Consider the following 12,223-nt stretch of genomic DNA (forward strand, 5'->3'; position numbering starts at 1 on the left):
ATTGGCGCATAGCGTATGACCGAACCCTTGCTGACGATGCGCGGCATCGTCAAATCCTTCGCGGGCGTGAAGGCGCTCGACGGCATCGACCTCACGGTGCGGCCCGGCGAATGCGTGGGCCTGTGCGGCGAGAACGGCGCGGGCAAATCCACGCTGATGAAAGTGCTCTCGGGCGTCTATCCGCATGGCACCTGGAGCGGCGAAATCCGCTGGGAAGGCGCGCCGCTCGAAGCGCACAGCGTGCGCGACACCGAACGCGCGGGCATCGTCATCATCCATCAGGAATTGATGCTCGTGCCGGAGCTTTCCGTCGCCGAGAACATCTTTCTCGGCAACGAAATCACGCTGCCTGGCGGGCGCATGAATTACGCGGCGATGTACCGGCGCGCGGACGAATTGCTGCGCGAACTGAACATCGACGCCATCAACGTCGCGCAGCCCGTGATGAATTACGGCGGCGGCCATCAGCAACTGATCGAGATCGCGAAGGCGCTCAACAAGCGCGCGAAGCTGCTGATTCTCGACGAGCCGTCGTCGTCGCTCACGGCGGCCGAGACGAAGATCCTGCTCGATATCGTGCGCGATCTGAAGCGGCGCGGCGTGGCCTGCGTCTACATTTCGCACAAGCTCGACGAAGTCGAAGCCGTCTGCGATACCGTCACCGTGATCCGCGACGGCAAGCATGTGGCGACCGAGCCGATGGCCTCGCTCACGACCGACCGCGTGATCGCGATGATGGTGGGCCGCGAGATCAAAAACCTCTTTCCGCGCGAGCCGCACGAGATCGGCGAAGTGATGTTCGAGGCGCGCAACGTGACCTGCTACGACGTGACGAATCCGCGCCGCAAACGCGTGGACGATGTGTCGTTCTCAGTGCGGCGCGGCGAGATACTCGGCGTGGCCGGGCTCGTGGGCGCGGGCCGCACGGAGACCATGCAGGCGATCTTCGGCGCGTATGCGGGCGCGTATTCGGCGAGCGTCATGCTCGAAGGCAAGCCGCTCAAGATCGGCTCGCCGCTCGACGCGATCCGCGCGGGGATCGCCATGGTGCCTGAGGACCGCAAGCGTCACGGCATCGTGCCGCAACTGGGCGTGGGCCACAACATCACGCTCTCGGTGCTGGAGCGTTTCGCGAAGCGCGGCCGCATCGACGCCGCCGCCGAACTCGACACGATCCGCACGGAAATGCAGCGTTTGTCGGTGCGCGCGGCCAATCCCATGCTGTCGATCGCGAGCCTCTCGGGCGGCAATCAGCAGAAGGCCGTGCTCACGAAGATGCTGCTGACCGACCCGAAGGTGCTGATCCTCGACGAACCCACGCGCGGCGTGGACGTCGGCGCGAAGTACGAGATCTACAAGCTCATGTTCCAGCTCGCGAAGCGCGGCGTGGCGATCGTGATGGTGTCGTCGGAGCTGCCGGAAGTGCTTGGCGTGAGCGACCGCGTGCTCGTGATCGGCGAGGGCGAATTGCGTGGCGACTTCGTCAACGAAGGCCTGACGCAGGAACATATTCTCGGCGCCGCGATTCAGAGCGCGCGTGCCCAACCTATCGCAGAGAGTGCAGCATGACCCCAGACGTCACGACCCCCGCCGCGCGCGAAGATCAGTTGCCGGGCGGCAGCGGCCTCGGCCTGCGCTTCCAGCAACTGTTCGCGCGCTACAAGATCCTCGCCTTGCTGCTCGCCGTCGCGGCGATCTGGGTGTTCTTCTCGGTGCTCACGCACGGCGCGTTCGTCACGCCGCGCAACGTCTCGAACCTGCTGCGGCAGATGTCGATCACCGGCATGCTTGCGTGCGGCATGGTGTTCGTCATCATCGCGGGCGAGATCGATTTGTCGGTGGGTTCGCTGCTCGGTCTGCTCGGCGGCGTGGCGGCGATACTCGACGTGAACCGTCACTGGCCGATCGGCGTGACGGTGCCCGTGGTGCTCGCGCTCGGCGTGCTGATCGGGCTGTTCAACGGCTGGTGGTCGACGTATCGTCGCGTGCCGTCGTTCATCGTCGGTCTCGGCGGCATGCTGGCGTTTCGCGGCGTGCTGCTGGGCATCACGGGTGGATCGACGATTGCACCCGTTTCGGATTCCTTTGTATTTATCGGTCAGGGCTATCTGCCGCGTGTCGTGGGCGACGTGATCGCGTTTGCGCTGTTCGTGCTGCTCGCCGTGCTCACGGTGCGTCAGCGCGCGAATCGCCGCCGTTATCAGTTGAGCGTGGTGCCGCTCTGGCAGGACGCCGTGAAGATCGTCGGCGCGGGCGCGATCGTGCTGGCCTTCGTGCTGATGCTCGACAGCTACGGCGGCATTCCCGTGCCGGTGCTGCTGCTGCTCGCGCTGCTCGGCATCTTCACGTGGGTCGCCACGCAAACGGTGTTCGGCCGCCGCATCTACGCCGTGGGATCGAATCTCGAAGCGACGCGTCTTTCGGGCGTCAACACGAATCGCGTGAAGCTCGCGATCTTCGCGCTGATGGGGCTCATGTGCGCGGTGGCGGGCATGGTGAACACCGCGCGTCTCGCGGCGGGCTCGCCGTCGGCGGGCACGATGGGCGAACTCGATGCGATCGCGGCGTGCTTCATCGGCGGCACTTCGATGCGCGGCGGCTCGGGCACGGTCTATGGCGCGTTGATCGGCGCGCTCGTGATGGCGAGTCTCGACAACGGCATGTCGATGCTCGATGTGGACGCGTATTGGCAGATGATCGTGAAGGGCGGCATTCTCGTGCTCGCCGTGTGGGTGGATGTGGTGTCGGGATCGAATCGTCGTTGATGTTGCTGATGTCGCGGACGAAATAGGGCGGCAATAGCAAACGTGATTGATCTCGCGTGAAGCCGGACATGTGACGCACATCGCGCGAATGTGTAGTGGGCGAGTACAACGCGCAGACTAAAACGGGCGGACCATCGGTTCCGCCCGTTTTCTTTTATCGGCCTGACGTTCTATCACGGCCCGCTGGCTGCGGGCATGATGAACGCATGCTTCCGTCGTTCGTCATGGTTTATTGCAGGGCGCGCAGCAATGCGTACGCCTGATGCAGCTTCGAGACGTGTCGCCGGGAATCCTGCCACAATCGTTTCGCCGTGTGCCTCTGGCGCGTGTCTTACGCCGCCCGCCCGGCCTTCTTCGCCACGGTGTCGCGCGCCTCGTGCGCGTCACCGCCGCTCTGTCACTTTTCCGGCGCAACCCGCGTTGCGTCGTGCCGTTCCGCGCGCTGCGGCACGGTGCCGAACAGGAGACAAGTCCGTCATGCCTACCCTCTGCGAAATCTGCAATGCGCGGCCCGCGGTCGCGCGCGTGACCGTCGTGCAAAACGGCGAGCGCAAGTCGATGTCGATCTGCGACTACGACTATCGCCAGCTGATGCGCCATCAGAGCATGGTCAATCCCTTTGATTCGCTGCTGGGCGGCGGCGGCTTGTCGCGCTTCTTCGGCGGCATGGAAGGCGGCGGTCACGATGATGACGACGACCACGGCTTTTCCGCCGAAGTGCCGCGCGAATCGGTCGACGCCACCGACGCGTTCAGCGAGCAGACCCTCGAAATCCTGCAACGCGCCGCCGAGAAAGCGCACGAGTTGCGCCGCACCGAACTCGACAGCGAGCACCTGCTGTATGTGCTCGCCGACACCGACGTCTGCGCGGCGCTGCTCAAGGAGCTGAAGCTGTCGCCGCAGGACATCCAGGGCTATATCGACGCGCACGCGCAACTAGGCACCGCGCGCGAGGATGCGGCCATCGACAAGATGACGATCTCGCCGCGTCTGAAGAAAGCGTTTCAGTTCGCGTTTCAGGCGTCGCGCGATCTCGGCCATTCCTATGTGGGTCCCGAGCATCTGCTGATCGGTCTTGCTGCGGTGCCGGACAGCATCGCGGGCACGCTGCTCAAGAAGTACGGCGTGACGCCCGAGGCGCTGCGCCAGAAAGTGGTGAAGGTGGTGGGCAAGGGCGCGGAGGATGGCCGCGTGGATGCGCCCACCAACACGCCCACGCTCGACAAGTTCGGCCGCGATCTCACCGCGATGGCGCGCCAGGGCAAGCTCGATCCGGTGCTCGGCCGCGCGCAGGAAATCGAGAACACGATCGAAGTGCTCGCGCGCCGCAAGAAGAATAATCCGGTGCTGATCGGCGAGCCGGGCGTGGGCAAGACGGCCATCGTCGAAGGGCTCGCGCAGCGTATCGTGAACGGCGACGTGCCCGAGGTGCTGCGCGGCAAACGGCTCGTCGAGGTCAATATCAACTCGATGGTCGCGGGCGCGAAATATCGCGGCGAATTCGAGGAGCGCGCCAAGCAGTTGATCGACGAAGTGACCGCGAAGAACGACGAGCTGATTCTCTTTATCGACGAACTGCACACCATCGTGGGCGCGGGGCAGGGCGGCGGCGAGGGCGGGCTCGATATCGCGAACGTGCTCAAGCCTGCGCTCGCGCGCGGCGAGCTGAGTCTGATCGGCGCGACTACGCTCAACGAGTATCAGAAGTACATCGAGAAGGACGCGGCGCTCGAACGGCGCTTCCAGCCCGTGCTGGTGCCCGAGCCGACGGTCGAACAAACCATCGTGATTCTGCGCGGCTTGCGCGACAAGCTGGAGGCGCACCATCAGGTCACCTTCGCCGACGATGCCTTCGTAGCCGCCGCCGAATTGTCGGATCGCTACATCACGTCGCGCTTCCTGCCCGACAAGGCGATCGATCTGATCGATCAGGCGGCGGCGCGCGTGCGCATCGGCGCGACCTCGCGGCCCGCCGATATTCAGGAGCTCGAAGCAGAGATCGTGCAGCTCAAGCGCGAGCAGGATTACGCGTCCTCGCGCAAGCGCTACGACGAGGCCAAGAATTTCGAGGAGCGCATCAAGGAGAAGCAGGCGAAGCTCGACGATCTCACCGAGGCGTGGCAGCGCAAGACCGGTTCGGAAACGCTCGAAGTCACGGTGGCGTCGATTGCCGAAGTGGTGTCGCGGCTCACCGGCATTCCGGTCGCCGATCTCACGCAGGAGGAGCGCCAGAAGCTGCTCAAGATGGAAGAGACGCTGCGCGAACGCGTGGTCGGACAGAGCGACGCCGTGGTCGCCGTGAGCGACGCGGTGCGGCTGTCGCGCGCGGGGCTTGGCCAGGAGCATCGGCCGATTGCCACGTTCCTGTTTCTCGGGCCGACGGGCGTCGGCAAGACCGAACTCGCGAAGGCGCTGGCTGAAACCGTGTTCGGCGACGAGCAGGCGATCATCCGCATCGACATGAGCGAGTATATGGAGCGCCACGCGGTCGCGCGGCTGATCGGCGCGCCGCCGGGCTACGTGGGCTACGACGAAGGCGGGCAGTTGACCGAACGCGTGCGGCGCCGTCCGTACTGCGTGATTCTGCTCGATGAGATCGAGAAGGCGCACCCCGACGTGTACAACGTGCTGCTGCAAGTGTTCGACGACGGCCGCCTCACCGACGGCAAAGGGCGCGTCGTGGACTTCAGCAACACGATCATCATCGCCACGAGCAATCTGGGTGCGTCGATCATCATGGAGAACCTCGAGCAGCCCGAGGCGAAGCGCAAGAGCGACAAGGACGTGCGCGGCGAATTGATGAAAGTGCTCAAGGGGCATTTCCGTCCCGAGTTCCTTAACCGCATCGATGAGATCATCGTTTTCCATGCGCTCTCGAAGGACAACATCCGCAACATCGTGCAGATCCAGCTCGACCGCGTGACGCGCACGGCGGCGGCGCAGGGCATCACGCTGAAGATGAGCGCGGCGCTCGTCGATCATCTTGTCGAGGTGGGCTATCAGCCCGAGTTTGGCGCGCGCGAACTCAAGCGACAGATCCGCCAGGCCGTGGAGACGCGGCTCGCGAAGGAGATACTCGGCGACGCGCTGCAATCGGGCGATACGGTCGAACTGGGCTACGACACGAGCGCCGAGGAAGTCACCATCGAGAAGATCGCGGTGCCGCCCGATGTGAAGGAAAGCAAGCCCGCGAAAAAGGCGAAGGGTGACGGAAAAGCCGCGAAGCTCGATGTCGACGAGATCGCGCCGGAGCTTGCCGCCGACGACGCCGAAGGCGATCCGCCGCCACCGCCGCCGAAGAAGAACGGCAAGGGCGCGGGCAAGTCGAAATCGGCGTGATGGGTTCGTAGCGAAACTGGCGTCGTGTGCGGCGCCAGTTTTTTATTGCCGGTATTTTATTCGGAATGCTGATGAATGGCGTTCAGCCGATTTCCCACCAGCCGGGCAGCAGCGCACGCACGTCGGGACGCGCGAAGCGGTCGTCGAGCAGATGCACCACGCCGCTGTCGCTTTCGGTGCGGATCACGCGGCCCGCGGCTTGCACCACCTTGCGCAGCCCGGGTATCAGATAGGTGTAATCGAAGCCCGCGCCATAAAGCGTCTCCATGCGCGCGCGAATCGCTTCGTTCACGGGGTTCACCTGCGGCATCCCGAGCGTGGCGATGAAGGTGCCGATCAGCCGCGTGCCGGGCAGGTCGATGCCTTCGCCGAACGCGCCGCCGAGCACCGCGAAGCCCACGCCGCTGCCGCCTTCCTTGAAGCGCGCAACGAAGTCCTGCTGCTGCGCCTCGTCCATCGTGCGCGACTGCATCCACACGGGCACGTGCGGATGACGCGCGACGAACGCATCGGCGGCGCGTTGCAGATATTCGTAGCTGCTGAAGAAACACAGATAGTTGCCGGGCCGCGCCGCATATTGCGCGGCCACGCGCGCGACCAGCGCATCGAGCGAGCGCTCGCGGTCCTTGTAGCGCGTGGAAATGTCACGCGCGATCTGCACGTCGAGCTGCTCCGCGCGAAACGGCGTGCCGATCTCGACGCTCACCGTGTTCGCGGGCAGGCCGAGCATGTCGGCGTAATAGTGCGTGGGCGCGAGCGTCGCGGAAAACAGCGTGACGCTGTGCGCCGCCGCCACGCGGGGACGCAACGCGCCCGCAGGGACGATGTTGCGGATGCAGAGCGTGGAGCGCGTGCGTTTCGCCGTGCTCGCGGCGGGCAGCGGCGTGACGTCGAAGATCGAATGCGAATCGAAGCGCTCGGCGATACGCACGAAATGCAGCGCGTCGAAGTAGAAGCGTTCGAGCTCGGGATCGCGCACGAGCGCGGGTTCCGCGAGTTGATCGCCGATGGAGCCGATCACGTCGCCGAGCGCGGCGATCAGGCCGTCGGGCAACGCGTCGCTCGCGCGCCACGCGTGCGGCTGCACGGCGTTTTCTGCGTTCCAGTGGCGCGTGAGCCGCGTGAGCGCGCGCTTGACCGGCGCGCTCGCGCCGCGCTTCACGGCATCGACGCGTGTCTGGACGAGTTCGGCCGAGTACATCGCGCGGGCGCGTTCGGGCAGATTGTGCGCTTCGTCGACGAGCAGGCTCGTGCGCCATTGATTGTGCGCGGCGAGCATGAACAGCATCGCGCTGACGTCGAAGTAATAGTTGTAGTCGCCGACGATCACGTCGCTCCAGCGCGCGAGTTCCTGGCCGAGATAGTACGGACAGACCGCGTGCTCGCGCGCCACGTCGCGCAGCGCCGCGCGGTCGAGCCGCACGCGTGCGAGCGCCGCCGAGCGCGCGGCCGGCAGGCGGTCGTAGAAGCCGCGCGCGAGCGGACACGATTCGCCGTGGCACGCGAGTTCGGGATGCTCGCAGGCCTTGTCGCGCGCCACGAGTTCGAGCACGCGCAGCGGCAGCGGCGTGTCGCGATTCGGCTGTGCATCGGCGAGCGTCGCGAGCGCATCGAGCGCGAGCTGGCGTCCCGGGCTTTTCGCGCTCAGAAACAGCACCTTGTCGATGCCCGCACGCGCGCACGCCTTCAATTGCGGAAACAGCGTGCCGATCGTTTTGCCGATGCCGGTGGGCGCCTGCGCGAGCAGGCAGCGTGCTTGCGTGGCGGCGCGCCAGACAGCTTCGGCGAGATCGCGCTGTCCGTGACGGAAGTCCGCGTGCGGCAGTTGCAGCGCGATCAGCGCGGCGTCGCGCGCGACGCGGTGCGCGCTTTCCTGTTCGGCCCACGCGGAAAATCGTTCGCACTGCGATTCGAAGGCGGCGCGTAGATCGGCGGCGTTCGCCTGTTCGGTCAGCGCGGTCTCGCGGCCCGTGGCGATGTCGTAGTAGACGAGCGCGAGTTCGATGGCGTCGAGCCCGAGCTTTTCGCACATCAGCGCGCCGTAGACGCGCAGTTGCGCCCAGTGCAGTGCGCGCTGGTTCTCGCGCATGGCGTCGAGATCGCCGCGATAGGTCTTGAACTCTTCGAGCCGGCGTTGCGCGGGATCGTAGCCGTCGGCGCGGCCGCGCACGGTCAGCGTGCCGACGGTGCCCGTGAGCGCGATTTCGGTTTCATAGCCGGGCGGACGGCGTGCGGCGATGGCGGCGTGTCCGGCGCGGCCTTCGCTCGCGTCGGGCGAGGGCGTGAAGCGCAGGTCGAGGTCGCCGCGCTTCGCGGTGAACTCGCAGAGCGTGCGCACGGCGACGGTGTAGCTCATCGCGTCGATGCCGGATTGGCCGCGAGCGTGGCCGGATCGTTGTTGTCGCTCTCGTCGCTCTCGTCGCTCTCGTCGCTCTCGTCGCTCTCGTCGCTCGCCCAGCGCGCCTGCAGCACCGTGACGGGCATGCCGTGCGCCGCGCAGTAGGCGAGCCAGCGGCGCTGATTGTCTTGCAGGCGGTCGCCGGGGCCTTTCACCTCGATCAGTTCGTAGCGGCGCTCGCGCGGCCAGAAGCGCACGAGGTCGGGCAGACCCGAGCGGTTGGCGGCGGGCTCGCGCAGCAGGCGCTCGAACCACAGGCGCAGGTGCGCGGCCGGAAAGCAGTCGAGCGCGAGGGTGAGCAGCGTCTCGTCGAGCGCGGGCCACGCGACGTAGGGCGACTGGATGCCGGTTTTTTCGACGAAGCGCGCGCGTATCGTCGCGCGGTAGGCGCCGCTGTCGAGTTCGGCGAGGCAGGCCGCGAAGCGTTCGGCGCGACGCGCGACGAAGTCGGCGGCGTGCAGGTCGGCGGGGCCGCGCTGAAACGGATGGAAGAACGCGCCCGGCAGCGGCGCGAACAGCGCGGGCCAGCACAGCAGGCCGAACAGGCTGTTGATCAGCGTGTTCTCGACGTAGAACACGGGCGCGTCGGCGCACGTGAGCGCGAGGCGCGACGCTTCTTCCACGCGCAGATCGGCCCAGGCGGCGGGCAAGGTCAGCGTGAGCGTGGCGTGCGTGGGCGTCGGCGTTGATTTTTCGTCGGATGCCGCGGCATCGGCGTGTTTTCGCGCGCGCGTGCGTTGCAGGCGTCCGAGCGTGCGCGCCGCGCGCTGCGCTTCTTCCTCGTTGACGGGCGCGGCGGCGATCGTCTGCGCGAGCGCCACGGCTTCGTCGCGTCGGCCGAGTTGTTCGAGCACGCGCACGCGCCGGTAGCGCGATTCGGGGTGCGCGCAGTCCACGTAGGCGCGCCAGGCGAGTTCGGCGGCGCTCGCGCGCTCGGCGGCGAGGCCCACGGCGTGGCGCAGACGGTCGTGGCGCGCGCGCAGCCAGGCGTTGCCGTGCGTGCGGGGCGCGAGCGCGTCGAGCGTATCGAGCGCGCAGGCGAGGCCCGTGGCCGGATCGTCGGCGAGTTCGAGCGCTTCGCGGCAGTCGCGCAGCGCCAGATACGCGTCGATGTCGTCGCGCTGCTGGAACGCGCGCGACGCGGCATCGAGCGGCACCTGTTCGTAGCGGTAGACGCCCAGATCGGCGAGCACGAATTCGGTCCAGTCCTGACGCAGATTGCCGAAGAACATCAGGCGCAGGCGCTCGCAGAGCGGGGCGGCGCTGAAGCGGAACACGCTGTCGGCCGAGCCGGGGAACCACGCGGGCCATTCGCGCGCGGCGGGCGAGCCGGTTGCCAGCGCGGCTTCGAGCGCGCCGACGAGGGCGGCGCGCGTGGCGCTGCGCTTGTCCAGCGCTTTCAGGGCTTCCAGTGCGGCGGGGCTTTCGATTTCACGCGAGGCCGTAGCGGCGTCGGCTTGCGCACGCTGCGCGAGCGGGTCAACGAGTCGCGCGGCCAGCACCTGCAATTCCGCCTTCGTGACGAGTGCGGCGAGCGCATCGAATTCGAGCACGGGCGCGCCGTCGAGCCAGCCCGTCGCGACCAGCGGCGCGGCGGCCGCACGCGGACAGCCGATCTCGGCATAGTCGAGCTTGCTGGCGCGGAAATCCGGCCCTTTGCGCATCAGCATGCGCACGAACAGCGCGCGCGAGGCGCGCCGCAAAGCGCCGAAGTCGCGCAGGAAACGGCGCTCCTCGTCGTCGAACAGGTCGGCGCAGCGCGCGTCGAGCCAGCCGAGCGCGCGCTCGAAGTTCGCGAGGTAATAGAACGGATCGGGAGAGTCGGGAAGCACGCGCGGCACTGTACGGATATACAGCAGCGATGATAGCAGGCTCGCGCTGCCGCGCATCGGTTCCACGCGGGCCGCGGGCGGCCGTAGGCTACAATTGCCGCAGCCTGAAAACCGAACCGCGCTTCGAGCGCATGAACACAGCGATGAATAAACGGAATGTCAGCCTCGTCGGCCTCGTGGCCGGCGTCACCTTGCTCGCGGGATGCGTCGCGCAGTACCAGAATCCGGGCGCCTGCGCGCAGGAGATGCGCACGCGGCTGACCCAGACGTCGCTGGGCGAACTCGCCGTCACGCATACCGCCGTGGCGTATCGCGGCAAACGCGTGGTGATCGAGGGGCATCTCGAACGTCCCATGTTGCCGGCTTCCGGGGCTGTCGCGGCGTCGAGTGCGTCGGACGCGTCGGGCGTTTCAGCGGCTTCGGCGGCTGTCGGCGCGAGCGGCGCGCAAGGCGCGAAGGCGACTGCCACGACGGCCTCGGCTGCTGCGGCTTCGCAGGCTTCCGACGCGTCGGCCAAACAGGCGGCGGAACCCAAGCCCACGACGCCCGTCGCGCTGATCGCCCAGAAGCTCGGCCTGCACAAGACGCCGCCCACGCCCGCCGCCGCCGAGTGCACCTACAACCAGACCGGCAGCCTCACGTCGTTCCACTGGCTCGCGCCCGCCGCGCTCGCCAAGACCACGCCCGCGTCCGACGCCAGCGCGGACGACTAAGCGATCACGCGCAAGGCGCGCCGCGCGCGCCTTGCTGTCCCACGCTCCCCTCATCGTCAGAACGCGAAATACGGCCCCGCGCCCGCCGGCGTCGCCTGGGCCTCGATCGCCGTAAAGACGCGCTTGCCGAAGAAGAACGGCAGCCCCCATCCGAACGCACGGCTGTTGTAGCCCGCGAGATTCGCGAATGCCCAGTTGCCGCTCGAAAAGAGCGACAGCGCGCTCGCGATCGAGAGCGCCGCGGGCGCTGTCGCGCCGTCGACGCCCTTGATCGTCGCGCTGAGGCTTTGCGGCGACGACGGGCAATACCAGACGCCGCAGCGCGTCAGCGTCGGGTTGGCGAAGAACAGGCCGTTCGAGCCGCTGTCCAGATAGCTTTGCGCGTAGACGCTGCCGTCCGAGGTCGTCGTCGAGACGAAGCCCGTTGCCGTGTTCGCGCGCAGCACCTTCGCGCCGCCGAGCGTGTTGTTCGGCTGCGAGCCGATGCCGAAGATCAGCGAACCGGTCACGCTCGATGCGCCGCTGTCGGCCACGGCGGGCAGGTCGAGCACGACGCCGTTGTTGTCGGTCGCGAAGGCGGCGACGGGGTTGCGCACCTGCTGCGCGAGCGGCTGCGCACTGGCCGTGCAGTTGCCCGACGGACACGTGTAGTACCACGCCCCGGACGCCTGATTGACGCACGATGCGCCGCAGTCGGCATTGAACGGCCCCACGCCGAGGATGCCGTTCGCGCGCAGCGTCGTGAGCGTCATCATCGCGAGGCCGCGGCTCTGGCAGGCGCTCGGGGTCGTCGGCACGGCCGGGTCGGCGATGACCTGGATCGCCAGCGCCGGGGCCACTTCGCCCGCGAGCCGCACGTCGGCGCGGCGCACCGCGCCCCAGGTGTAGCCGGTGCCGAAGCCCGCGCATTCGCCGGCGATGTCCGCGCCGCTGCCCGCTGTCACCGCCGGCAGATTCAGGCCCGCGGGCAACGCGGAGGCGAGCAGGCGCAGGCCCTGCGAGCCCGTGTCCACCTGCACGTTGCCGATGGTCGCGCAGGTGGCGGTGCCCGGCACGCAGACCGTCACGCTGGTGGTGAGCATGTTGCGCGTCGAAGTCGGCGTGGCCGCGACCTGCACGACGTGCACGTTGGGCGTGGTCGATTGGGGCACGGTGGTGCCGCCGGTGGTCGAGGCG

7 protein-coding genes are annotated in these 12,223 nt (G+C 67.4%); 4 read left to right on the forward strand and 3 right to left on the reverse strand.

Translation table 11 applies throughout. From position 1 onward, the window contains the following. Nucleotides 1-27: 27 nt before the first annotated feature. From xylG to LDO54_RS20980, 3 genes are all read left to right on the forward strand, one after another. Entirely contained in the window at nucleotides 28-1,569 is a 1,542-nt protein-coding gene (gene xylG, locus LDO54_RS20970; RefSeq protein WP_436975636.1) for a D-xylose ABC transporter ATP-binding protein, read from the forward strand. Next, nucleotides 1,566-2,765, forward strand: coding sequence for a sugar ABC transporter permease (locus LDO54_RS20975; RefSeq protein ID WP_224012586.1), 1,200 nt, complete (start codon nucleotides 1,566-1,568; stop codon nucleotides 2,763-2,765). The genes xylG and LDO54_RS20975 overlap by 4 nt, the downstream gene beginning before the upstream one ends. Before the next feature lie 477 nt (nucleotides 2,766-3,242). Beyond that, entirely contained in the window at nucleotides 3,243-6,104 is a 2,862-nt protein-coding gene (locus tag LDO54_RS20980; protein ID WP_224012587.1) for an ATP-dependent Clp protease ATP-binding subunit, read from the forward strand. Between the two features lie 82 nt (nucleotides 6,105-6,186). On the opposite strand, the gene LDO54_RS20985 is transcribed toward LDO54_RS20980, so the two are convergent. Together LDO54_RS20985 and LDO54_RS20990 are read right to left on the reverse strand one after the other, a co-directional pair. Next, nucleotides 6,187-8,460 carry an ATP-dependent DNA helicase gene (locus tag LDO54_RS20985; protein ID WP_224012588.1) on the reverse strand — a complete coding sequence of 758 codons (2,274 nt, stop codon included), beginning with the start codon at nucleotides 8,458-8,460 and terminating at the stop codon, nucleotides 6,187-6,189. Then, on the reverse strand, nucleotides 8,457-10,334 hold the full coding sequence (locus tag LDO54_RS20990; RefSeq protein ID WP_436975637.1) for a VRR-NUC domain-containing protein: 1,878 nt from the start codon (nucleotides 10,332-10,334) through the stop codon (nucleotides 8,457-8,459). Before LDO54_RS20990 ends, LDO54_RS20985 begins: the two co-directional genes overlap by 4 nt. A 143-nt stretch (nucleotides 10,335-10,477) precedes the next feature. Between LDO54_RS20990 and LDO54_RS20995 the strand changes: the two genes are divergently transcribed. Further along, nucleotides 10,478-11,047, forward strand: a complete 570-nt coding sequence (locus LDO54_RS20995) for a hypothetical protein (RefSeq protein WP_224012589.1) — start codon at nucleotides 10,478-10,480, stop codon at nucleotides 11,045-11,047. Nucleotides 11,048-11,103: 56 nt separating this feature from the next. On the opposite strand, the gene LDO54_RS21000 is transcribed toward LDO54_RS20995, so the two are convergent. Further along, on the reverse strand, nucleotides 11,104-12,223 hold a 1,120-nt coding region (locus LDO54_RS21000), incomplete at its 5' end, for a DUF3443 domain-containing protein (protein ID WP_436975635.1).

The organism is Paraburkholderia tropica (assembly GCF_914484835.1).
Taxonomy (GTDB): domain Bacteria; phylum Pseudomonadota; class Gammaproteobacteria; order Burkholderiales; family Burkholderiaceae; genus Paraburkholderia; species Paraburkholderia tropica_A.

Coding starts and splice junctions, on each gene's coding strand:
- LDO54_RS20985 (WP_224012588.1), bottom strand. CDS start 8,460: ATGAGCTACACCGTCGCCGTGCGCACGCTCTGCGAGTTCACCGCGAAG.
- LDO54_RS20980 (WP_224012587.1), top strand. CDS start 3,243: ATGCCTACCCTCTGCGAAATCTGCAATGCGCGGCCCGCGGTCGCGCGC.
- LDO54_RS20975 (WP_224012586.1), top strand. CDS start 1,566: ATGACCCCAGACGTCACGACCCCCGCCGCGCGCGAAGATCAGTTGCCG.
- LDO54_RS20995 (WP_224012589.1), top strand. CDS start 10,478: ATGAATAAACGGAATGTCAGCCTCGTCGGCCTCGTGGCCGGCGTCACC.